Source organism: Methylocystis echinoides (assembly GCF_040687965.1).
In the GTDB taxonomy this organism is placed as follows: Bacteria; Pseudomonadota; Alphaproteobacteria; order Rhizobiales; family Beijerinckiaceae; genus Methylocystis; species Methylocystis echinoides_A.
In genome coordinates, this window is the sequence record NZ_CP156084.1 from 730,319 (window position 1) to 752,624 (window position 22,306).

Consider the following 22,306-nt stretch of genomic DNA (forward strand, 5'->3'; position numbering starts at 1 on the left):
GCTCGGCGCGAGGGCGCGAAGAGAGGGTCGGCGCGCGCTGATGTTCTTCATCCTGTCCAAGATTCTCGAGTTCGTCGTCACGCCGGTTCATCTCGCGATTTTCGCGGGCACTCTCGGCGTTGCGCTCGGATTGACCCGACATAAAAAGACCGGACGCGCGCTCGCCGCCGTCGCCATTGCGCTGTTGTTGCTGATCGGATTTTCGCCGCTCCCCGACCTTCTCGCCCTGCCGCTGGAAGAGCGTTTTGCGCCGCCCCCGGCCGACGCGCCCGCGCCAGACGGGATTATCGTGCTCGGCGGCTCCGTGGATGAAAAAATGAGCGCCATCCACGACAGCGTCGCGATGAATGAGGCGGCCGAGCGGCTCACGGCGCCCATCGCGCTCAAGCGCCTCTATCCAGCGGCGCGCCTCGTCTTTACCGGCGGCTCCGGGGCGCTCGCCGGCTCGACCCATACGGAGGCGGAGGCGGTCGCCCGGTTCTGGCGCGAGGCGGGTCTCGATCGGGGCGATGTGATCTACGAGGACAAGTCGCGCAACACCTATGAGAACGCCGTCGCCACGCGCGACCTCGTGAAACCGCAGGCGGGCGAGCGCTGGCTGCTCGTGACGTCGGCGATGCACATGCCACGCTCGGTCGGCATTTTCCGCAGGGCGGGCTTTGCCGTAATCCCCTATCCTGTGGATTACCGGGCGACAGACGCGCTGCGGAACTGGAGCGCGCCCCGCCACGCCACCATAAATTTCCTGCTCGCGGAAGCCGCGTTGCACGAATGGATCGGCCTCGCCGCCTATCGGCTGACCGGCAAGACCGACGCGCTGTTTCCGGCGCCTTGACGGGCGAGGCTATTCGCCGCGCCGCCGGCCTCTCGTCGTGGTCGTCGGCTCCATGCTGCGGCCGCCGCCGCTTCCCGGCCAGGCGCCGTGCTTCATTTCGAGAAACAGCGCGATGGCTTGCGCGCGGTTGCGCACTTCGAGCTTCTCGAAAAGGTTGCGCAGATGAAATTTGATCGTGTTGATCGAGACGCCGAAATCCTTGGCGAGCTGGCTGTTGGTGTGGCCCGACCCCAGCGCCGACAACAGGCTGCGCTCGCGCAGCGTGAGGTTCTCCAACGGGTCGCTGCGCATCTTTCGGATGTCGACGAAGGGGAAGACCATGTCGCCCGCGGCGACGGCCGCGAGAACGTCGAGGAGCCGCTCCGGCGGGGCGCGCTTGGAGACAAAGCCGGCGCCGCCCAGTTGCAGCGTTTCGGCAGGCGCGGCGGGATCATTGGTGCCGCTGTAGACCACGATCTTGGGCGCCGAGACCTGTCGGGACAGGGCGCGCAGCACGTCGCGCGCGTGGAGCGTCGGCAATTGCCAGCCGATGACGGCGATCGCGAATTTCTGCTGGCGCGCCGCCTCGAGGAATTCCTCGCCGTCCGTCACCTTCAGCACCAGATTGAAGCGCTTGTCGTCGGAAAGCAGCTTGTCGAGCCCGGCGAGGATCAGCGGGCTCTTGTCGGCGATGGCGACGTCGATGCGGCCCTGAACCGACAAGGCGCCGTCGTCGTTCTCCGGGCGGGGCCGCGCCCGGCCGAGGTCGGCGTCGCCTTTGCTCCCCCGGTCGAGCTCCGTCTGACTCTCTGCAGCCCCGATCGAAGAGGTAGGCGCCATTCTTTCCTCCAGGCTCGCGCGGAGCTCCGCGCATGAGCCAAAACCGCCAAAGGAGAATACCAGCGCCTTGATTGCGAGCGGTGATTCTTTTTGAAGGCGTGGGACAAATACCTGCCCGTTCGGGCGATGGCGCTAGAATACTCGCGCTGCGCCGAGGCGCAAGCCTTATCCCACGGAACGGCTGGCTGAGACGCCATGAGATGAAAAATCAGAACCGCAAAAAGTTAGGCGCGCCGCATCGGCCAAAGCCGACGCGCCGCGCCTCGATAGGCTAAATTCTTTTCCGCTGGATTAGTCGGTGAAGACCCAGCGAGCGGCGAAGTAAGCAGCCGCGCCGATGACGATGATCGCGATCATGCCGACCGGGGTCGCCGCATAGCTGGTCAATTCGAGAATAGCGCCCATTATCTCCTCCTTCTGTCACACTTTTGGCGGTCGTAAAGACGAACCGACATGCTTCTATCTGCTTCGCCGTTTCGAGCGAAGTTGTCAGATTTGCGTTTTAGGATCGCATCGCGGACATGTTCCCATAGCGTAGAAACGCGACCCTCGAAAGGGTGGGCGCACATCTGTTCGGCTCTGTCCGCGCCCGGTGAGCCATATCGCTCCACAGCTTTTCATCTGTGGTTTCCGAAATGCGGTGAGCAAACGAACTATTGTAGTCGCCTACCCTTGTCAAGCGACATGGCGCGCGCCCCCGGCGGCGAGATGTCGCGGAAGAGCGGCCGACTGGCGGAGATTGCGCTTGCCGTCGCGGACTCGTCACGCCTAATGTCCCCACGATTTTCGAGCAGAGTACGAACATGGCGAATGCGCCTTTGAAATATATCCTCGTCTTCGTCGCGCTGGCGGCCGCCGGCGTTTGGATCTTTTATGCGCGGCGCACAATTCCCGCCTGCGCGGCGGACGGCAAATACATGGCGAGCGTCGCCGACTGCCAGGCCTGGGGGCTCGAGGCCGAGCTTTGCCGGCAGGCGGTCGACAAGGCCCGGGCGGTCGCCGCGCGCGCCGCGCCGAAGACCGAGACCCTCTTCCAGTGCGAACTTCGTTTCACGGACTGTTTCGAAAATCCGGCCGGCGGCTTCTCGCCGCGTCCGGCCTTCTGCCTGCGCGCCGACGGCGAACCGAAGGAGATTCGATATCTCGAATACGAGTCCGACCGCCGCAACCGGAAGAAGACAAAGGAAGTGCGCATCGATTGACGCGCCAATGCGCGTCTCTCAACGCGCCGAGTCGGCCCGTTTCGAACCGATCTGGAACTCCGAGGCGTCGATGACGAGATCGCCCGCTGCGGTCTTGATGTCGATGTGGATCGGCACCCATGCACGCGCCTCCGGCAGCGGCGCGAGCCAGACGTTCATGTCGCGGTTTTCGGCCATGTATCGGGTCGATTTGCTGTCGGGCCGATGGCCGGCGATGGGCGTATAGCGGGCCGAGCAGACCGCGACTGGGCCCGAGAAGCCTTTCGTGCTCGCCACATGCTCGCCCGCATAAGCAAGCGCAACGTCGAATCGAGTGACTCCGTCGAAGACCGCAATCGTGCGGTTGCAGGCGGCGGGGCCGGCGAGCTCCTGCCCCTGCGCCACGCTCATGATCAGCGCGCTGACCGGATCGACCACGCGCTTCTTGTTCCCATCCGTCACGGGGATGCGCTGATCCGCGTCCCAGGGCTCCGGCTTCACCTCCACCATGCGCACGGCGTTGCCGGCCAGCGACATGCGAACCGTGCGGACGTCATCCTCGTTCGAGGTGGTGTTGGCGTAGGCAGAGGGCGACGGGCCGACGGCGCTCAATCCGCCGCTCGCGGTGGCGGCCCCCTTGGTGTTGCTGACGAGATTGGCGAGGCCGGTGGTCCGCATCGAAATGTCGATGCGGTAATTTCGGTCGACGACGCCCGACGCGAAAGCGCTGCCGATGGAAAGCCCCATCAGGGTCAGTGCGTAATGGGCCTTGATCGTTTCCGCCTGAGCCGCGCCGGCGCAAAAGAGCAGCGCGGCGAGGACGGCGGAGGCGCGTTTTTGGGTCAGGCTCATCATCGGGTGACGCCTCTGTTGCAAAAGGCTGAGCGGCGGGTCAGACCTCACGCCGACTCCTGCCAATGTCCGTCGGCATAGATGCGCCAGGCCCGCAGCCCCGCTTTCGCCATGACGATGCGGCCGGCCTTCGCCTCCGCCACGAGATGACGGAATATGAGAGGATTGCGCCAGGAAAAGGGCTTTTCGGGGTCGCAGACGGCGTGGTACTCGTCGCTGTCCGGATCGTCCATCAGCAGCGTGCCGACCTTGTCGGGCCGCATCGTCGCCGGCAGGCCGCGATCTTCCTTCCACTGGCAGTAATAGTCGCGGCACACCTGCGGACGCGTTGCGTAAACGCTACAGCCGCCGGTCTGCGCGCAATGCCCGCAGAGTTTTCCAGCCGTCTTCTTGAGCTCCTCGATTTCGAGCACCTTGCAGCAGAAAAAACAGGAGCCGCAGGCTTTGCCGGGGATGTCGAGCATGAGGATGCGAGCGCCGAAGACAGTGTGAATCGAATCAGCGTATTCTCACCTTGGCGGCGCCGGATGCAAGCCGCGCCGCACAATGAAAAGGCGTATTCTCCATGCGCACCCCGCGCCGGTTCGAAACGGCGACGGCGAATGACTTGAGAACGGGATCATGTCGCGACAAACAGACCCTTCGACCCTCTTCGTCTCCACAGAGTGGCTGGCGGATCATCTCGACTCTCCCGATCTGCGCGTCTTCGACGCCTCGTGGCACATGCCCGCCGCCAACCGCGATGCGCGGGCGGACTATCTCGCCGGCCACGTCCCCGGAGCGGTCTTCTTCGACATTGACGGCGTCGCCGATCATTCGACGGGCCTGCCGCATATGCTGCCCGCGCCGGAGGTCTTCGCAGCCGAAATGCGCCGTCTCGGCTTCGGCGACGGCATGCACGCCATCGTCTATGACAGCGTCGGCCTGTTCTCCGCGCCGCGCCTGTGGTGGACGCTGCATGTCTTCGGCGCCGACAGGGTCTCGATCCTCGCGGGCGGCCTGCCCGCCTGGAAGGCTGAAGGCCGTCCGCTCGCGACAGGGGAGACCGCCCACGAGCCCCGCGATTTCACCCCGAGAGTCAACCCGTCCCTCGTGGCGGATACGGCCCGCGTCAACGCCGCGCTCATGGCCGGCGACGCCCAGATCGTCGACGCCCGCGCCGCAGAACGCTTCATGGGCCGCGCGCCGGAGCCGCGTCCGGGTCTGCGCCCCGGCCACATGCCCGGCGCGTATAACCTGCCCTTCCAGGAGGTCGTCGAGGGCGGGCGACTGAAGGACAAGGCGGGGCTCGACGCCGCCTTCGCCGCCGCAGGCCTTTCGCCAGACAAGGCGACCATCGCCAGCTGCGGCTCCGGCATGACGGCCTGTATTTTGAGCCTCGCCTTCGCGGCCTCGGGCCGCGCCCCCGCGACGGTCTATGACGGCTCCTGGTCGGAATGGGGCGGGCGGGCGGATCTGCCGGTCGTCGCCTATGTCGACTGATTGCCTTAAAAATAATCACACATAGCCCTAAAAGCGTGCATCTTGAGCATCAGACGGGCAATTCCTTAGATTCCGGCGCCGCTCCTTTGGCCATGGCGCGGAATTCGCTCAAATGGTAGAAGCGCGGCGGCGTCGCTAACGGCGAAGCGCGGATGCGGGCGAGGGCTAAGACGCAGCGGGGATAAGCGATGAAGAAGGTCGAGGCGATCATCAAGCCTTTCAAACTCGATGAGGTGAAAGAGGCGCTGCAGGCGGCGGGACTGCAGGGCATCACCGTCACCGAGGCGAAGGGCTTCGGCCGCCAGAAAGGGCACACCGAGCTCTATCGGGGCGCCGAATATGTCGTTGATTTCCTGCCGAAAGTGAAAATCGAGATCGTTCTCGCGGACGAGGCCGTCGACCGTGCGGTGGAAGCCATCCGCACGGCCGCCCAGACCGGCCGCATCGGGGATGGCAAGATTTTTGTTTCGAACATCGAAGGCGCGATCCGTATCCGCACCGGCGAAACCGGCGCGGATGCGATTTAACCTGCTCGAGCCACCATCATGAGCTTTCTGGAAAGACTGTTTCGCCGCGCCGAGGCGCCGCAGACGCGCACATCCAATGACAAGCAAGAGGCAAGGACGGACATGACAACGGCCAAGGACGTACTCAAGCAAATCAAAGACAACGACGTCAAATACGTAGACTTCCGCTTCACCGACCCGCGCGGCAAGTGGCAGCACGTCACTTTCGACGTCTCGATCGTCGATGAAGACGCTTTGACCGAAGGCATCATGTTCGACGGCTCCTCCATCGCCGGCTGGAAGGCGATCAACGAGTCGGACATGACCCTCCTGCCCGATCTTGAAACCTGCACCATGGACCCCTTCTTCGCGGCCTCGACGATGTCGATCGTCTGCGACGTGGTCGAGCCCTCGACCGGCCAGCCCTATAACCGCGACCCGCGTTCGATCGCCAAGAAGGCGATGGCGCACGTCAAGTCGGTCGGCGTCGGCGACGTGGCCTTTTTCGGCCCCGAGGCCGAATTCTTCGTCTTCGACGACGTTCGCTTCTCCTCCGACCCCTACAACACGGGCTTCCAGCTCGACTCCGTCGAGCTGCCGACGAACTCCGGCACTGCCTATGAGGGCGGCAACCTCGGCCACCGCGTTCGCACCAAGGGCGGCTATTTCCCGGTCCCGCCGGTCGACTCGGCGCAGGACATGCGCGGCGAAATGCTCGCGGCCATGGCGGCCATGGGCGTCAAGGTCGAGAAGCACCACCATGAGGTGGCCTCTGCCCAGCACGAGCTCGGCCTGAAGTTCGAGACCCTCGTCACCGTCGCCGACCATCTGCAGATCTACAAATATGCGATCCATCAGGTGGCGCATTCCTACGGCAAGTCGGCGACCTTCATGCCGAAGCCGGTTTTCGGCGACAACGGGTCGGGCATGCACGTCCACCAGTCGATCTGGAAGGAAGGCAAGCCGGTCTTTGCTGGCGACAAATACGCTGGCCTGTCGCAGGAGTGCCTCTGGTACATCGGCGGCATCATCAAGCACGCCAAGTCGCTGAACGCCTTCACCAACCCGTCGACCAACTCCTACAAGCGTCTGGTCCCGGGCTATGAGGCGCCGGTGCTGCTCGCCTATTCGTCGCGCAACCGCTCGGCGTCCTGCCGCATTCCGTTCGGCTCGAGCCCGAAGGCCAAGCGCATCGAGGTCCGCTTCCCCGACCCGACGGCGAACCCCTATCTCGCTTTCGCGGCGATGCTGATGGCGGGCCTCGACGGCATCGTCAACAAGATCGATCCGGGCGCGCCGGCCGACAAGGACCTCTACGATCTGCCGCCGGAAGAGCTGAAGGCGATCCCGACGGTGTGCGGCTCGCTGCGCGAGGCGCTCGAGAACCTCAAGGCCGACCATGCCTATCTGACCGCCGGCGGCGTCTTCAACGAGGACTTCATCAACTCCTACATCGAACTCAAGATGCAGGACGTGATGCGCTTCGAGATGACCCCGCATCCGGTCGAGTTCGATATGTACTACTCCTACTAAGGGACGCTTTTCCGGCCGGCGCGGCGGAAGACGCCCCGACGGCCGCGAAGCCGAGAACGCGAGGCCCGGGAGCTTGCGCTCCCGGGCCTCGGCTTTTTGTGACAAGCTCCGAGGCCGCTTCATCCGTCGAGACGCACGCTGCGCGCGCTCCTTAAGGATGAGGCCCGAGGGCGCTTTATTTTGCGGCGGGCGGCGCCTACATCAGGCGTGACGCAGAGAGACGCCGATGCAAAACACCATAACCGTGACCGTGCCGCATGACATGAGCGTGGAGACCGCAAAGAAGCGGCTTGCCGAGCGGCTGGAAACGCTGCAGCGCGAATATGTCGACAAGGTCGCGCACTCAGAAGTGACCTGGGCCGGCGACGTCGCGACGATCAAGGTCACGGCGCTGGGGCAGCAAGCCACGGCGCAGATGACGGTGCTCGCCGACATGGTGCGCATCGACGTGCAGCTTCCCTGGCTCCTCGCCGCCATCGCCGGAAGGGTGAAGGACGTCATTGCGCGCAACGCCAATGACGTGTTGAAGATCGGCAAGACCTGAAGGCGGTCGCGCAGCTTGGGCGGAGCGCGTCGGCCCTTTCCGGCCGCTGAGCCCCGCGCCAGCTTGCGCGGCTGATTATTCGGCGTTCAGCCGCGCAACCGAGGCGTCCACGTCGAGCCAGATGCGCACGAGGTCTGGGAGCGAGCGCGCGCCCAGCTTGCTCATCGCATTCGACCGATGGATCTCGACGGTGCGGAGCTTGATCCCCAGGAGCGACGCCACCTCGCGATTGGCGCAGCCGTGCAGAACGGCGTCGACGACGTCCCGCTCGCGGGCGCTGAGCGATTTGAAGCGCGCCAGCAACTCCTGCTTCTTGCGGCCGCGTTCGACCCGGGCGCGACTATCGGCGAGCGCCGCGCCCACGGAAGCCCGCAATCTCTCGGGATCGAAGGGCTTTTGCAGAAAGTCGGCGGCGCCTTCTTTCATGGCGCTGACCGCCAGCGCCACATTGGCCCGGGACGAGAGGACGATGATCGGCAGGGGCCGGCAAATCGCCCGCAACCGCCGCATCATGGCGACGTCCGCCGGCTGCAGGTCGACCAGGACGCACCCTGGAAGCTGCAGCTCGGCTTCGGCCAGGAACGTCGCGACGTCCTGAAAGCGCCTGATTTCATAAGCCTGGTCAGAAAGCAGCGTGGCGATCGCGTCCCGCTCGCCCTGCCCGGCGATGAGGTAGACAATCATATGCTCACCTTGAAGGTAGCCGTTATTGTCAACCTTGTATCATATACTCGCGCTCGAGTTGAAGAGGGAATATCTCCGCAGCCTTGACGAGCCTTAATCAGATTCTAGCCGAATTAATCGGATTTTCGTCGCCCGAAGTCCGGCGCCGCCGTGTCCTGGCCCTGGGCGATGATGGAGCGGCGGATGGCGCGGGTGCGGGTGAAGAAGGCGAAAAGCCCCTCTCCGTCGCCGCGTCGGATCATCCGCTGCAGCACGCTCAAATCCTCGTTGAAGCGGCCGAGCATTTCCAGCACGGCCTCCCGGTTTCCGAGGAAGATATCGCGCCACATCGTGGGGTCCGAGGCGGCGATGCGGGTGAAGTCGCGAAAGCCGGAGGCGGAGAATTTGATCACCTCCGAGCGCGTCTGTTCGCCGAAATCATCCGCCGTGCCGACGATGTTGTAGGCGATGAGGTGCGGCAGATGGCTGGTGAGCGCGAGCACCTTGTCATGGTGATCGGCGCTCATCGCCTCGACTTTGGCGCCGAGCCGCGTCCAGAAATCGTCTAGCCGCGCCACCGCGCGCGGGTCGGCGTCCTCCCCCGGCGTCAGGATGCACCAGCGGTTCTGGAAGAGCGACGCAAAGCCCGCGTCGGGGCCCGAATATTCCGTGCCGGCGAGGGGATGCGCCGGAATGAAATGCACCCCCTCGGGCACATGCGGCGCGACTTGCGCGACCACCGCGCCTTTGACCGATCCGACGTCGGAAAGAATGGCGCCGGGCTCGAGATGCGGCGCGAGAGTCTCGGCGACCGCGCCGCACACGCCCACCGGCGTGCAGATGATGATGAGATCGGCGCCTTTGAGCGCCTGCGGGGCCTCGCCGCTCGTCTCGTCGGCGATGCCGAGCTCCCGCACGCGGTCCATGACCTGCGGCGAGGCGTCGAGAACGGCGACCTGCCGCGCCGCGCCATAGTCGCGCGCCGCGCGGGCGATGGAGGAGCCGATGAGGCCGGCGCCGACGATGGCGACCCGCGCGAAAACGGCGTCAGCCATTGGCCGCGGCTTTCGTCTCCGCCATGAAATCCCCGAGCGCGGCGACGACCCGCTGATTGGCTTCCTCGACGCCGATCGTCAGGCGCAGGAAATCCGCCATTCCATAGGAGCCAACGCCCCTCAGCACGAGACCGCGCGACGTGAGGAAGCGGTCGGCCTCGGCCGCCGAGCGGCCGGGTCGGTCCGGGAAGCGGATCGCGATGAAATTGGCGACGCTCGGCAGGACCTCGAGACCGAGCCCGCGGACTTCCCGGGTGAGCCAGGGCAGCCATTTCTCATTATGCGCGACGGCCGCCTGAATGTGCGCGACATCCTGCACCGCGGCGACGCCCGCTGCGCTGGCGGCGGTGGAAATGTTGAACGGCGAGCGGATGCGGTTCAAGGCGTCGATGACGTGGCGCGGGCCATAGGCCCAGCCGAGGCGCAGGCCGGCCAGGCCATAGATCTTCGAAAAGGTGCGCGTCATCACGACATTTTCGTGCTTGTCGACGAGCGCGATCCCGGCCTCGTAGTCCGGCCGGACGACATATTCCGCATAGGCTGCGTCGAGCACGAGCAGCACCTGCGGCGGCAGGTTTTCCGCAAGCCGCGCCACTTCGCTCGCCGGCAGATAGCTGCCGGTCGGGTTGTTCGGGTTGGCTAGGAAGACGATTTTCGTCTTCTCGGTCACCCGTTCGAGAAGGGCGTCGACGTCCGCCGTGAAATGCTTCTCCGGCGCGACGACGGGGACGCCGCCGGCGGCGAGGGTCACGATCTTATATTCGAGGAAGCCATATTGGCTGTAGAGTCCCTCTTCGCCCGGGCCGATATAGGCGAGCGCCAGCAACTCGAGAATATTGTCGGAGCCCGCGCCCATGATGATGCGGGCGGGATCCAGGGCATAGTGCGCGCCAATCGCCTCGCGCAGGACGCGGGAAGAGCCTTCCGGATAGATGGCGATCTCATGCGCCATGTCGCGCAGAGCCTGCACGGCGGCGGGCGAAGGTCCGAGCGGCGTCTCATTGGCCGAGAGCTTGAACACGCGGCCCGCGCCGGGCGCCGCGCTCTTGCCGGGCACATAGGCGTCGATCTCCAGCACAGTGGGGCGGGGGACGGGACGGGTCATCTTTGCCTTGCTTCTGTTTTCGCGCCTTTTGGGGAGGTTGCCCTTCTTCTTAAGCCTCGGCGCGGCGAGAGCAAGTCGAGATCCGTAAAAAGCCGCGCGCGCCCGTAGCGGTTGATAAACACACCCTGTGTGTTAGTGTTTCTGTGCAACTATGGATCCCGCCATGTCCAAATACTCTCCTCTCGCTTCGTTTCTCGAGCGGCACCCGCAACGCGAGGTGCGCTGCACTTTTAGGGAAATCGAACACGCCCTCGGCTTTACGCTGCCGCCGGCCGCACGCGCTCACAGAGCCTGGTGGTCCAATAACGACTCGAACAACGTCATGACCAAAGTTTGGGTGACGGCCGGCTACCGGGCGGAGCAGGTCGACATGCCGGGCGAAACGGTCGTTTTCCGGCGCGTCGGCGACAAGGGATCGTCAGACCGGTCGTCTGACCACGGCGGCGGCCTCCAGAAAATCAACGACGCCGAAATGATCGGCCGGATTCTCGACATCCTCCGCGGTGATGAAACGGAAGCGCAAGCACTCCGTAACGCTATCCTCGCCGCGCTCGAAAAAAAGCGGGCTAGAACCGCCCTCGATCTTTTTGGCTCGGAGCTGCCCGACGAGGCTTTCGACGGCGTGTTTGAACACCCTCGCCAGAAGAGCTGGCGCGAGGTGGGCTTGTGAAATTTCTGGTCGATACAAACGTCATCTCGGAGTTGCGGAAGGGTCGGCGGGCGCATCCCAACGTTTTGGCCTGGGCGGAAACGGTCGACACGGGCCAATTGGGGACGAGCGTGCTGGTCCTTGCCGAAATCCGACGTGGCGTCGAGCTGAAAAGGCTTCGGGACCCCCTTCAGGCGGACAAGCTTGAGCTCTGGTTGAATGCGGTCAGGCAAGGGCTAGAGGACCGCGTCTTGCCGGTCGACGAGGAGATAGCCACAGTTTGGGCGCGCTTGAGCGTCCCCAACCCTTTGCCCTTAGTCGATGGGCTTTTGGCTGCGACGGCGATCGCCCGCGGCCTCACGCTCGTCACGCGCAACACCCGCGACGTCAACGCGACAGGCGTACGCGCCTTCGACCCGTTCGTCGATCGGAGCTCACCTTAGCTCCTTGGCGCGAAGACGCCGCTGCGCGCTTCGTTGAGTTCATACCGGCCGGCGTGGCTGCCGATCGGCTCGACGACGGCGTCGGCGGCGCCGGCGGACGCCAGCTCCTGCGCAAAGCGCGCGGCCTCGACCCGGCCGGGGGCGGCGACCATCAGGGAGAGGCCGCCGGCAAACGGGGCGCTCGCGAGGATCTCGCCCTCGAGCGACGACACGACCGCCGGAATGGCGTGCGACCAGCGCGGCACGGTGAGCGCATAGAGCAGAATGTCGCGCGAGGCGGCGTCGGCGGCCGGCCGCGCCACGATGAAGACCGGCAGGCCGGCGGGATGATCGGGCCGCTCGACGAAGGGCAGACGCGCGATGATCTTGGGCGTATTCGCGCCGATGAGCCGCATCCACCAGGCGCCGTCGGCGAGGCCGCCGGCGGCGCGCAGCATGCCGAGATCGCCCGTCGACGCCGCCACGGCGTCAATCACCGGGCCGGCGCCATGGTGCGGCACGTAAGGGACCGTGAACCCAAAGTGGAAGCGCGCGCTGTCGCGCATTTGCGCGTCGCCGCCCGAATCGTCCGCGTGAACTGAATAGTTGGCCTGCACATAGGTGAAGGTCGAAACGATGACGCGCCAGACGCCCTCGACCGCGTCGACCGGCAAGAGGCCGCGATGCCGCTCGACGAGCGCGCGCATCATTTGCGCCTCGCGGTCCGGCCGGAAGGCGCAGCCGCCGCCCTGCGCGCGCTTTGCCGCGATCAGGCGGTCGATGATCTCGCCGCGCGCCATGAGCAGCCGGTGCATGTCGAGGTCGATGCGGTCGATCTCGGCGCGCAATTCGGCAAGCGTGTCGGCGGCGGGTTTGAGCTGTGGGGCGTCGCGCATGGCGTTTCTCTTAGGCCAGCGGACGGCCGGAGTGAAGGGGGCGCCAAAGGCTCGTAAATCCGCCCGTCCGCCCGCCAATGTGCAGACCAAGGCGCCATTGGGAGCGGGCGAGGACGTGACAAGGTCGCTTGCAGCGCGGGGCCGACAGGCTAGTCTGGGCAAAAATGAGGGAAACCATGCTCGCCAGATACGCCTTCGGATCAGCCTTCCTCGCCCTCTTCCTCGCCCTCTTGCCCGCCGCCGCCGTCCACGCCGACGGGGTCGACCTCAAGGGTTTTCACGCCACTGTGAAGGCGGAACTCGCCGACCTCGGCCATCTCTCCGAGCTCAACGGCAAATATCGCATTCGCGTCACGGAAGTGACCATGGATCCCGGCGGCTATATGCACGCCCATCACCATCTCGGCCCCGGCCTGCGCTGCATCCAGTCCGGCGAGATGACATACGAGATCGGCGGCAAGACGACGATCTATAAAGCGGGAGACTGCTTTACCGAGACAGGCGCGATGACCCATGAGTCGAGCAATGTCGGCCAGGGACCGGTCGTGCTCCTGAACTTCGAATTGCTGCCGGCGAACATGCCGGAGGGCAAGGGGTCGATCATCGCTGTTCCGCCGGGCGCGGAGGACCACGCCCACGGCGACCACTAAGGTCGCGCACGCAGGATCGTCGGCGGATCGACGCCGTTCCACCGGCAGATCAGGCCGTCGCGTCGCGCCTCGAGCACGGAGGCGAGCGCCACGACGCCATGGGGCGTTTCAGCCGGCGTCTGGCGCACGTCGCCGGGGGCGAACCGCGCCCGCCCGCCGGCGGCCTCGTTGCATGCGGCGACGAGATCGAAACCGGCGCTGCGCTCGATCCGGCCGGCCACATCCTCCTCGCGGACCGGCAGGAAAAGCCAGAGCAGCAGGAGGATGAGCGCCGCGGCGCCCGCCGCCAAGTAAACGCCGCGTCGTCCCATTGCATGCTCCTAAAGTCTCTTCCCCAGCCGCCCCGCGAGATCCGTCACGAACTGCCAGGCGACGCGGCCCGAGCGGGCGCCGCGGGTCATGGCCCATTCCAGCGCCTGCGCCCTGATGTCGGCCTCCGGCGCGTCGAGCCCGTAATGGCGCGCGTAGCCGAAGACCATGGCGAGATAATCGTCCTGGCTGCAGGTGTGGAAGCCAATCCAGAGACCGAAGCGGTCGGAGAGCGAGACCTTCTCCTCCACCGCCTCTTTCCCGTGAATCGCCCCGGCGGCCTCATTCTCCATCATGTCGCGCGGCATGAGGTGACGCCGGTTGGAGGTGGCGTAGAACAGCACATTGGCGGGCCGTCCCTCGACCCCGCCTTCGAGCGCGGTTTTCAGCGCCTTGTAGCTCGTCTCCGGCCCGTCGAAGGAGAGATCGTCGCAAAAAACGACGAACTGAAATGGCGCGGGCGCGAGCGCGCCGAGGAGATCGGGCAGCGCCTCTATGTCCTCGCGGTGGATTTCGACGAGCTTGAGCCGCCCCTCCCCCGCCAGCGCGCCATGCACCGCCTTGACCAGCGAGGACTTGCCCATGCCCCGCGCGCCCCACAGCAGCGCGTTATTGGCCGGGAGCCCGCGGGCGAAGCGTTCGGTGTTGGAAAAGAGGATGTCGCGCTGAAGATCGATGCCCTCGAGCAGGGTCAGCGCGACGCGGTTGACCTGCGCGACCGGATGAAAGACCGAGCCGCCCGCGCGCCAGACGAAGGCTTCGGCTTTTTTGAAATCCGGGGGCGGCGGCGCTGGGGGCGCGAGGCGCTCGAGCGCTTCGGCGATGCGGGCCAGACTGGCGGCGTTTTCGGTCTTCGACATGGGCCTTGCGCGTTCCTTGACCATCGGGGCTGATTTGCCCGCATAGCCGGATTATACCCATTGGCAAAGGCCGCATCAGACGGCCACGGAGAGGAAACCCGTGACGCGCGACGCCAACGCCCTCATTGACCGGGCGAGAGTCATTATCGCCCCCGCCGACGCCGGCAAGGCCCAGCAGGCGCTCGACCGCGTGCTCGAGAAGGACACGGGCGCGCTCGCCGCTTTCCTCGCCGAAAGCCCGAAGGCGCGCGATCTGCTCTTCGGCGTCTTCGGCTCTTCGCCTTACCTCACCGACCTCGCGGCGCGCGACCCGGCGCGGCTCGCGGGCCTGCTCGCCGCCGACCCGAAGACGCGCGTCGCGGGGCTCGTCGAGGCGGCCCGCGGCCTCAAAACGGACGACGAAGCCGAGCTGATGCGGCGGGTGCGCCTCATCAAGCAGGAGGCGGCGCTCGTCATCGCCCTTGCCGACCTCTCCAAGGCCTGGGAGACGCTCGAGGCGACCGAAGCCCTGACTCGAATCGCCGACGCGACGCTTTCCGCCGCGATCCGCTTCACCCTGCGGCAGGCTCAGCACGCCGGCAAGCTGGAGCTCGCCGACCAGCGCGATCCCGAACGCGGCTCGGGCTGGATTTTCCTCGGCATGGGCAAGGGCGGCGCCTTCGAGCTGAACTATTCGTCCGACATCGACCTCATCGTCTTTTTCGACCGCGCCCGCGCCCGCGTCGCCGATCCGCTGGAGGACGTCGACCTCTTCGTGAAGCTCACGAAGCGAATAGTGAAAATCATGAGCGACGGGACGAGCGAGGGCTATGTGTTTCGCACCGATCTGCGGCTGCGGCCCGATCCCGGCGCGACGCCGATCGCCATCCCGCTCGAAGCGGCGCTCTCCTATTACGAAAGCATGGGCCAGAACTGGGAGCGCGCCGCTTTCATCAAGGCGCGCCCGGTCGCCGGCGACATTTACGCCGGCGAGCAATTCCTCGAAGAACTGGCGCCCTTCATCTGGCGCAAATATTTCGACTTCGCGGCCATCGCCGATGTCCACTCGATCAAGCGCCAGATCCACGCCCACAAGGGCCATGGCAAAATCGCCGTGCTCGGCCACAACATCAAATTGGGCCGCGGCGGCATTCGCGAGATCGAATTCTTCGTGCAGACGCAGCAGCTCATCACCGGCGGTCGCGACAAGCGCCTGCGCGGCCGCGCGACGCTCCCCATGCTCGATCAACTTGTGGATAGCGGCTGGGTGGAGGCGCGGGCGCGCGACGATCTGCGCGAGGCCTATCTCTTCCTGCGCGACGTCGAGCATCGCATCCAGATGGTCGCCGACGAGCAGAAGCACACGCTGCCTGAAACAGCCGAGGGCGTCGAGACCATCGCCCGCATGATGGGCTTTTCGGGGTTCGACGACTTCGCCGAGGCGCTGCTGAAGCGTCTCGATGTCGTGCAGGGCCATTACGCGCGCCTCTTCGAGAGCGCGCCGCAACTGTCGTCTACGGGCGGCAATCTGGTCTTCACCGGCGGCGACGACGATCCGGGCACGATCGAAACGCTCGCGCGGATGGGTTACAAGGACCCCAAGATGGTCACCGCGACCATTCGCGGCTGGCACTTCGGCCGCTACGCCGCGACGCGCTCGACGGTCGCGCGCGAGCGCCTCACCGAACTCACGCCGTCGCTGCTCGAAGCCCTCGCCGCGACGGAAAACGCCGACCAGGCCTTCCTCGCCTTCGACAAGCTTATTCAGAAACTGCCGGCCGGCGTGCAGCTCTTCTCGCTGCTCGTTTCGCAGCCGCGCCTGCTGCAGCTCATCGCGGCGATCACCGGCTCGGCGCCGAAACTCTCGGCCACCATTTCGAGACGCCCGCGCGTGCTCGATGCGCTGATGGAGCCCGCCTTTTTCCAAAGCGTCCCGAGCGAGGACGACCTGCGCGCGCGGCTCGCCGCGCAATTTGCAGAGGCGCGCTCCTATGAGGACGCGCTCGACCGCGCCCGCATCTTCGGGCAGGAGCAGAAATTTCTCATCGGCGTGCGCGTGCTGACCGGCTCGGTGTCGGTGGCGGAGGCTGGGGCCGCCTATTCGCGCTTGGCGGAAACGCTCATCGCAGCCTTGTTCGACGTCGTCCGCCGCGAGTTCGAAAAGGTCCATGGGCGCATAGACGGCGGCGCGGCCGCGGTGGTCGCCATGGGCAAGCTCGGCGGCCGCGAGATGACCGCGGCTTCCGATCTCGATTTAATGCTCCTCTACGACGCCGACCCGCTCGCCGAGTCCGTCGGCGGCGAGCGCGCGCTTTATACGCCGCAATATTATGCACGGCTGACGCAGCGGCTGATCACCGCGCTCTCGGCGCCGACGGCCGAGGGCCTTCTTTACGAGACTGACTTCCGCCTGCGGCCCTCCGGCAACAAGGGGCCGATCGCGGTGAGCCTCGCTTCTTTCGTCAGTTATCAGTCAGAAGAGGCCTGGACCTGGGAGCATATGGCCCTGACCCGCGCGCGCGTGATCGCCGGGCCGGCGGATTTCGCGGCGCGCGTCGAGGACGCGATCGTCGCGGCGCTGACCCTTCCGCGCAGCCCCGAGAAACTGAAGACGGACGCGCTCGCCATGCGCCGGCTCTTGGAGAAGGAGAAGGGGTCGACAAATCCCTGGGAGGTCAAGCAGGTCGCCGGCGGGCTGATCGACATCGAGTTTTTGGCCCAATATCTGATGCTTCTGCATGGCGCGGCGCGCCCGGAGGTCTTCTCGACCACGACGCCCGACGCGCTTGTCAGGCTCCGCGACGCACGCCTGCTCGATCCCGGCGCCGCCGAGGCGCTTCTTGCCGCCTATCGTCTGTATCAGGGCCTTCTGCAATTGCTGCGGCTCGCGATCGACGGCGCCTTCCAGCCGGCAGACGCGCCGCGCGGTCTGGCGGATCTCCTGCTGCGCGTCGGCGACTCTCCCAACCTCTCGCATCTCGAAGCGCTGTTGGCGGAGACGGAGAGGAAGACCCGGGAGATCTTCGTAACGGTCGTCGGCCCTGTGAAAGGCGCGGAAATGTCCGGCGGCAGGGAGTTGTCAGACGCTCGCCCGCGAGCATAGATACGCCCGGTTCGTCACGCAGGAACCTTTTTTCGCCGGCTGGCGGCGGTTTTTGGGGCGGTTCGCCTCTTTTTTGGAGCATCTCATGTCACATGCCCGCAAGAATGCGCGTTCCCTGACCCGCGCCACGTTCGGGACGATCGGCCTCGTCGTCCTGATGGCGAGCGCCGCGCCGGCGCAGGCAAAGGTTCTGGCCAAGGTCAACGGCGTCGAGATCACCGACGACGATTTGAAGATCGCTATCGAAGATCTGGGACCCGGCATTCCGCACCAGCTCCAGGGAAAGGCGCGCGACAGCTATGTGCTCGACTTCCTCATCGACGAGCAGCTCGTCGTGCAGAAGGCGCAGGCCGACAAGCTCGCCGAGACGCCGGATTTCGCCAAGAAAATGGCTTATCTGCGCGACAAGGCGCTGATGGAGACGCTGCTCGGCAATGTCGCCAAGGCGGCGGCCACCGACGCGGCGATCAAGGCGACCTATGACGAGGCCGCCAAGAACCAGAAGCCCGAAACCGAATATCACGCTCATCACATCCTCGTGCCGACCGAGGAGGAGGCGAAGAAGGCCCTGGCGCGCGTGAAGGGCGGCGAGGACTTCTCGAAGGTCGCCGGCGAAGTGTCGAAGGATCCGGGCTCCAAGGGCGGCGACCTCGGCTGGTTCACCAAGGACCGCATGGTGCCGGAATTCGGCGACGCCGCCGCCAAGATGAAGCCGGGCGAGATTTCCGAGCCGGTGAAGACCCAGTTCGGCTGGCACATCATCAAGCTCGACGAGTCGCGCCCGAAGGTCTTCCCGCCGCTGGATCAGATCAAGGATCAGGTCGCCCGCTATGTCGTGCAGAAGGCGCAGAGCGATCTCGTGATGAAGCTGCGCGAAGGCGCCAAGATCGAGCGCACGGAGCCGCCGGTCGACGCCGACAAGGCCGCTCCGGCGGCGCCCGCCGCCCCCGCCCCGAAGAAGTAACGAGAGAGTCGCGCCGGGGCCCGTCAGGCGCGCCGGCGCGTCGTCCGTCGCTTACGTCTCGTAGAAGGCGTTTCTCACAGCGTCGAGCGCGCCTCCGGGGTCGAAAATGGCCTCGGCGAATTTCGTCGACAGGACGTCGGCGCCGAAATATTTGGCGCCGAGACGCTTGAAGTAGCCGAACCGTCCCGAAATCATCGCGCTGAGGTCATTGTCGACGAGCACGTCGACCACGCGCGAGGCGCGGGCGTCGATCGCCGCCCTCAGCTGGCCGGAGACCGCGGGATTATCGAAGACTTGCGGGCGCGGCAGATCGGCGTCCCCGATGACGATTTCCTTCGTCAGTTCCGGCGTCAGCGGAATGATCGGCAAGCCGGGTTGCTCCCCCTCCGCCGTCCGATGCGTTCGCAAGGCGCCGCTGACGATATCCCGCACCAGCCATTTGTCGCGGCGCGCCTCGGGAAACTCGGCGAACAGCGGATTTGTGACCGGAAGCGAAAAATTCGCGCGGAAGAACGCCTGCGCGTTGCGTCGGCCGAGCAAATAATCGTGGTGGCGAAAGGAACGATGCAGAAAGCCGCCGAAGCCGCCGAGCACGCCACAGGCGATCGGATAGAGCTTGGATTCGGGGTTACGGTTGCGCGGACGCTCTGGCGCGATCATGTAGCGCGAGTAGACCCGTTCGTTCTCGGCGAGCATTAGCTCGTCCGGCTTGAAGCGCGCCTGGTCGATGAGCGTCGAGAAAAGCCGGGGCGCAATGTCCACGATCCGCTCCCCGCGCCCCTCATAGGTTGTCTTCTGCAAATTCGGAAAGGGCGAGATCATGATCACGGAACGGTTGGCCCTCTCGGCGCTGCGCGCATTGCGCTCGCCGGGCCCCGCGAGATAACGCCGCACCAGTTCCAGCGGCTCATTGTCGATCGTGCCGCCGTCAGCGGAAACGAAGGCGTAAGGGTCGTTCGCCTTCACCCAGTCATCCGGAAAAACGGGCGAGAAGGCGTCGTCATTTTCGAGTCCCACGCGCAGGCTGCTCCAATAATCTGCCGCCTTGCGCGAAATGAATCGCGGCGCGAGGCCGACCGGAAAGGCCCCCGTCGCCTTGGCGCCGGTGCGATAAAGATCCCAGTCCCCGGGGCCGGTCTGTCGGACGTCGAGCGCATAGGCCCCGGCCGCCGGCGCCGGTGAGACGCCGATCTTGAAATCGAGATAGTCGCCATGGTTGAGCATGCCGTAGCGACGCGGATCGTCCGAGCCAAAAAGCTGAAACGAATAGGGCACGCCCCGCAAATTGGTGAGCGTCAGGAAAACCCGCAAGGCGCGGTCGTCGCCGCGACCGACCCAATGGGCCTGACGCAGCGCGCCGCTCAGATTAAAGGCGTTGGCGACAATCTCGTCGATGACGTCGCAGCACAGAAGTGAGCGCACGCCCTTTTTCGACTGCGTTCCGTCGAGATCGGTCGTCTCCAGAAGCCGCAAAATGTCGATGTCGTGGACCCAGCTCGAGTAAAGGCGGTTGGCGGGCGGCTGCGGAAGCGGCTCGCCCGGCCAGACATGCTGGAGGTCGTGAAAGGCGTGCAGCGCGGCGATCGCCGCCGTCATGCCGCCGGCCGAGGCCCCGCCCATGATCGGGATCCGCACGTCATGGGTCGGGCCGTCCCAATCGGGCCGCGCCTTCGCGGCCTCATAGGCGTCGAGCGCTTCGATGAGAAAGTCGATGACGCCGGCCGAATAGGCGCCGGCCGAAATGGCGCCCGAAAGAACGAGACCAATTTCATAGGTGGGTTTGGCCACTGATTTCTCCTCAAAACCGATTCTCGAAATATTCAGCAAAACCGCGAGCGCGCGACATTGGTGTAACGCGCCAAGCCTCAATCTTAGAACGCGCGCCAAGACATGTCTTGACGACGTTGGCCGGCCCCGCCAAACCCTTCTCGCAGCTGCGAACGTCTTCCTCGCCGCCTGCACGTGATTCAAGGGTTAGAGACATGGCTCACACCGCCCCGCTTTCTCCGCTCGCGCCGCAAACCCTCCCGGAGGTTCCGCAGCTCGAGGGCGTACGCTTCGCCGCCGGCGCCGCAGGCGTGCGCTACGCCGGGCGCACCGACGTCATGCTGGCGGTTCTCGACGCCGGCGCAACGGTTGCGGGCGTCTTCACCAAATCCAAATGTCCCTCCGCGCCCGTCGACTGGTGCCGCGCCCGGCTCAAAGGCGGCAAGGCGAAGGCGCTGCTCGTCAATTCCGGCAACGCCAACGCCTTTACCGGCAGGGTCGGGGCCGACGCCGTGAAGCTCTCCGCCAAGATCGCCGCCGCCGCCACGGGCGCGAGCGAACGGCAGATTTTCATCGCCTCGACCGGCGTCATCGGCGAGCCGCTCGACGCGACGAAATTCGACGGCGTGCTGGAGAAGCTCGCCCACGAGGCGCGGCCGGACGCGTGGCTCGAGGCCGCCCGCGCCATCATGACCACGGACACCTTTCCAAAGCTCGCGACGCGCAAAGCGGTCATCTCGGGCGTCGACGTGACGATCAGCGGCATGGCCAAGGGCGCCGGCATGATCGCGCCCGACATGGCGACGATGCTCTCTTTCGTCTTCACCGACGCGCCCATCGCGGCGGACGCCTTGCAGGCCATGCTATCGAAGTCGGCGCAGGGGTCGTTCAATTCCATCACTGTCGACAGCGACACATCGACCTCGGATACGCTGCTGCTCTTCGCCACCGGCGCCGCCAAGAAACGCGGCGCGCCCAAGATCGACAAGGCGAGCGACAAGCGCCTGGCCGACTTCAAGCGCGCGCTCGACGAAGTGCTGCTCGATCTCGCGCATCAGGTGGTGAAGGACGGCGAAGGCGCCCGCAAATTCGTCGAGGTGACCGTGACGGGGGCCGAAAACGCCAAAGCGGCCAAGCGCATCGCGCTCGCGATCGCCAATTCGCCGCTCGTCAAGACCGCCATCGCCGGCGAGGACGCCAATTGGGGCCGCGTCGTGATGGCGGTCGGCAAGGCCGGCGAACGCGCCGAACGCGACAAGCTCGCCATCTGGTTCGGCGGCGTGCGGGTCGCTCACAAGGGCCTGCGCGATCCCGCTTACAATGAGCAGGAAGTGTCGCAGATCATGAAGCGGCAGGAAATCGTCGTGAATGTCGACATCGGCCTCGGCGCCGGCGCCGCGACGGTATGGACCTGTGATTTGACCAAGGAATATGTCGCGATCAACGGCGACTATCGAAGCTGACGGACTCCCATCCCTCCCCCTTGCGGGGAGGGTGGCGCGCGAAGCGCGACGGGTGGGGAACGCCGGAAAGAAACAGCCGTGCCGTTGAGCGCCAAGCTGAGACTGTGCCATAGTGTCGACAGTCTCGCTGGAGCGCTCTGCGGATGGTTTTCGCGCGTATCTTTCCCGTCGTGTTTTTTCCGCTTTTCCTTGCCGCCTGCAATTCAGCGCCGGCGCCGCAGGTTAGTTTCGACCCGGCCGAGGCGGCCTTCATCAACAAGCCCGGAAAGACGACGATTACCGGACAGGCCTTCCTGCCCGACAAGACCGGCCATGTGAATGTCCGCTTTGCGTCCGGCGAGGTGGTGCGGCTCATTCCCGCGACGCGCTATTCCCGGGCGCGGCTCGATTATTATTTCCACGGCGCGAAGTTCGCGCCGGCCCTATCCGTCCCCAAGAACGACCCCGATCCCGGCTATCTCTCCCATACGCGCGCGACCAAGGCCGGCTCCACGGGGCGCTTCGTTTTCGAAAATGTGCCGCCGGGCGACTATTTCCTCTCGACGCAGGTGATCTGGAAGCCGGACGGCGCCTTTCTGTCGGAGGGCGGCCTGATATATGAGGAGGTGACCGTCACCGGCGCGGAGACCAAGCCCGTGGAGGTCATCGTCTCCGGCAAATAAGGGCGCT

23 protein-coding genes are annotated in these 22,306 nt (G+C 65.5%); 13 read left to right on the forward strand and 10 right to left on the reverse strand.

What is annotated here, in order from left to right; genetic code table 11:
- Positions 1-40: 40 nt before the first annotated feature.
- Positions 41-835, forward strand: a complete 795-nt coding sequence (locus RVU70_RS03485; RefSeq protein ID WP_363349696.1) for a YdcF family protein — start codon at positions 41-43, stop codon at positions 833-835.
- A gap of 9 nt (positions 836-844) precedes the next feature.
- On the opposite strand, the gene RVU70_RS03490 is transcribed toward RVU70_RS03485, so the two are convergent.
- The gene (locus RVU70_RS03490) at positions 845-1,654 is read right to left on the reverse strand and encodes a response regulator transcription factor (protein ID WP_363349697.1); all 810 of its coding nucleotides are present in this window, start codon (positions 1,652-1,654) and stop codon (positions 845-847) included.
- An 803-nt stretch (positions 1,655-2,457) separates the two neighbouring features.
- Between RVU70_RS03490 and RVU70_RS03495 the strand changes: the two genes are divergently transcribed.
- Positions 2,458-2,856, forward strand: coding sequence for a DUF1190 domain-containing protein (locus RVU70_RS03495; RefSeq protein ID WP_363349698.1), 399 nt, complete (start codon positions 2,458-2,460; stop codon positions 2,854-2,856).
- An 18-nt stretch (positions 2,857-2,874) separates the two neighbouring features.
- Here the strand turns inward: RVU70_RS03495 and RVU70_RS03500 are convergent, their stop codons facing one another.
- Both RVU70_RS03500 and RVU70_RS03505 read right to left on the reverse strand, forming a co-directional pair.
- Positions 2,875-3,690, reverse strand: a complete 816-nt coding sequence (locus RVU70_RS03500) for a DUF3108 domain-containing protein (RefSeq protein ID WP_363349699.1) — start codon at positions 3,688-3,690, stop codon at positions 2,875-2,877.
- Positions 3,691-3,734: 44 nt separating this feature from the next.
- The gene (locus RVU70_RS03505) at positions 3,735-4,151 is read right to left on the reverse strand and encodes a hypothetical protein (protein ID WP_363349700.1); all 417 of its coding nucleotides are present in this window, start codon (positions 4,149-4,151) and stop codon (positions 3,735-3,737) included.
- A gap of 157 nt (positions 4,152-4,308) precedes the next feature.
- On the opposite strand from RVU70_RS03505, the gene sseA reads away from it, so the two are divergent.
- From sseA to RVU70_RS03525, 4 genes are all read left to right on the forward strand, one after another.
- The gene (gene sseA, locus RVU70_RS03510) at positions 4,309-5,169 is read left to right on the forward strand and encodes a 3-mercaptopyruvate sulfurtransferase (RefSeq protein WP_363349701.1); all 861 of its coding nucleotides are present in this window, start codon (positions 4,309-4,311) and stop codon (positions 5,167-5,169) included.
- A 188-nt stretch (positions 5,170-5,357) separates the two neighbouring features.
- The gene (locus RVU70_RS03515; protein ID WP_016921979.1) at positions 5,358-5,696 is read left to right on the forward strand and encodes a P-II family nitrogen regulator; all 339 of its coding nucleotides are present in this window, start codon (positions 5,358-5,360) and stop codon (positions 5,694-5,696) included.
- A gap of 102 nt (positions 5,697-5,798) precedes the next feature.
- Positions 5,799-7,208, forward strand: a complete 1,410-nt coding sequence (gene glnA, locus RVU70_RS03520; protein WP_363351201.1) for a type I glutamate--ammonia ligase — start codon at positions 5,799-5,801, stop codon at positions 7,206-7,208.
- A gap of 226 nt (positions 7,209-7,434) precedes the next feature.
- On the forward strand, positions 7,435-7,752 hold the full coding sequence (locus RVU70_RS03525; protein WP_363349702.1) for a polyhydroxyalkanoic acid system family protein: 318 nt from the start codon (positions 7,435-7,437) through the stop codon (positions 7,750-7,752).
- Between the two features lie 75 nt (positions 7,753-7,827).
- Here the strand turns inward: RVU70_RS03525 and RVU70_RS03530 are convergent, their stop codons facing one another.
- The 3 genes from RVU70_RS03530 to hisC all read right to left on the reverse strand — a co-directional run bounded on the left by RVU70_RS03530 (position 7,828) and on the right by hisC (position 10,575).
- The gene (locus RVU70_RS03530; RefSeq protein WP_363349703.1) at positions 7,828-8,436 is read right to left on the reverse strand and encodes a LuxR C-terminal-related transcriptional regulator; all 609 of its coding nucleotides are present in this window, start codon (positions 8,434-8,436) and stop codon (positions 7,828-7,830) included.
- 113 nt (positions 8,437-8,549) lie between these two features.
- Entirely contained in the window at positions 8,550-9,470 is a 921-nt protein-coding gene (locus RVU70_RS03535) for a prephenate/arogenate dehydrogenase family protein (protein ID WP_363349704.1), read from the reverse strand.
- On the reverse strand, positions 9,463-10,575 hold the full coding sequence (gene hisC / locus RVU70_RS03540; protein WP_363349705.1) for a histidinol-phosphate transaminase: 1,113 nt from the start codon (positions 10,573-10,575) through the stop codon (positions 9,463-9,465). Before hisC ends, RVU70_RS03535 begins: the two co-directional genes overlap by 8 nt.
- 151 nt (positions 10,576-10,726) lie before the next feature.
- On the opposite strand from hisC, the gene RVU70_RS03545 reads away from it, so the two are divergent.
- Both RVU70_RS03545 and RVU70_RS03550 read left to right on the forward strand, forming a co-directional pair.
- Positions 10,727-11,245: a hypothetical protein gene (locus RVU70_RS03545; protein WP_363349706.1), complete on the forward strand. Its 519-nt coding sequence runs from the start codon at positions 10,727-10,729 to the stop codon at positions 11,243-11,245.
- Entirely contained in the window at positions 11,242-11,667 is a 426-nt protein-coding gene (locus RVU70_RS03550; protein WP_363349707.1) for a type II toxin-antitoxin system VapC family toxin, read from the forward strand. The genes RVU70_RS03545 and RVU70_RS03550 overlap by 4 nt, the downstream gene beginning before the upstream one ends.
- On the opposite strand, the gene RVU70_RS03555 is transcribed toward RVU70_RS03550, so the two are convergent.
- Positions 11,664-12,542 carry a chorismate mutase gene (locus RVU70_RS03555; RefSeq protein ID WP_363349708.1) on the reverse strand — a complete coding sequence of 293 codons (879 nt, stop codon included), beginning with the start codon at positions 12,540-12,542 and terminating at the stop codon, positions 11,664-11,666. The genes RVU70_RS03550 and RVU70_RS03555 overlap by 4 nt on opposite strands.
- A gap of 176 nt (positions 12,543-12,718) precedes the next feature.
- Between RVU70_RS03555 and RVU70_RS03560 the strand changes: the two genes are divergently transcribed.
- Positions 12,719-13,192 carry a cupin domain-containing protein gene (locus tag RVU70_RS03560; RefSeq protein ID WP_363349709.1) on the forward strand — a complete coding sequence of 158 codons (474 nt, stop codon included), beginning with the start codon at positions 12,719-12,721 and terminating at the stop codon, positions 13,190-13,192.
- Here the strand turns inward: RVU70_RS03560 and RVU70_RS03565 are convergent.
- Both RVU70_RS03565 and RVU70_RS03570 read right to left on the reverse strand, forming a co-directional pair.
- Positions 13,189-13,503: a hypothetical protein gene (locus RVU70_RS03565; RefSeq protein ID WP_363349710.1), complete on the reverse strand. Its 315-nt coding sequence runs from the start codon at positions 13,501-13,503 to the stop codon at positions 13,189-13,191. The genes RVU70_RS03560 and RVU70_RS03565 overlap by 4 nt on opposite strands.
- Before the next feature lie 9 nt (positions 13,504-13,512).
- On the reverse strand, positions 13,513-14,361 hold the full coding sequence (locus RVU70_RS03570; protein WP_363349711.1) for an ATP-binding protein: 849 nt from the start codon (positions 14,359-14,361) through the stop codon (positions 13,513-13,515).
- Positions 14,362-14,461: 100 nt separating this feature from the next.
- Here RVU70_RS03570 and RVU70_RS03575 point away from each other — a divergent pair, with 100 nt between their 5' ends.
- Both RVU70_RS03575 and RVU70_RS03580 read left to right on the forward strand, forming a co-directional pair.
- Positions 14,462-17,443 carry a bifunctional [glutamine synthetase] adenylyltransferase/[glutamine synthetase]-adenylyl-L-tyrosine phosphorylase gene (locus RVU70_RS03575; protein ID WP_363349712.1) on the forward strand — a complete coding sequence of 994 codons (2,982 nt, stop codon included), beginning with the start codon at positions 14,462-14,464 and terminating at the stop codon, positions 17,441-17,443.
- A gap of 85 nt (positions 17,444-17,528) precedes the next feature.
- Complete coding sequence (locus tag RVU70_RS03580; protein ID WP_363349713.1) at positions 17,529-18,407, forward strand: peptidylprolyl isomerase; 879 nt, start codon at positions 17,529-17,531, stop codon at positions 18,405-18,407.
- A 51-nt stretch (positions 18,408-18,458) separates the two neighbouring features.
- Here the strand turns inward: RVU70_RS03580 and RVU70_RS03585 are convergent, their stop codons facing one another.
- On the reverse strand, positions 18,459-20,195 hold the full coding sequence (locus tag RVU70_RS03585) for a patatin (RefSeq protein WP_363349714.1): 1,737 nt from the start codon (positions 20,193-20,195) through the stop codon (positions 18,459-18,461).
- Between the two features lie 194 nt (positions 20,196-20,389).
- Here RVU70_RS03585 and argJ point away from each other — a divergent pair, with 194 nt between their 5' ends.
- Both argJ and RVU70_RS03595 read left to right on the forward strand, forming a co-directional pair.
- A complete protein-coding gene (gene argJ, locus RVU70_RS03590; RefSeq protein WP_363349715.1) occupies positions 20,390-21,637 on the forward strand; it encodes a bifunctional glutamate N-acetyltransferase/amino-acid acetyltransferase ArgJ in 1,248 nt (415 codons plus the stop codon).
- Between the two features lie 143 nt (positions 21,638-21,780).
- Entirely contained in the window at positions 21,781-22,299 is a 519-nt protein-coding gene (locus RVU70_RS03595; RefSeq protein ID WP_363349716.1) for a carboxypeptidase regulatory-like domain-containing protein, read from the forward strand.
- Positions 22,300-22,306 lie beyond the last annotated feature (7 nt).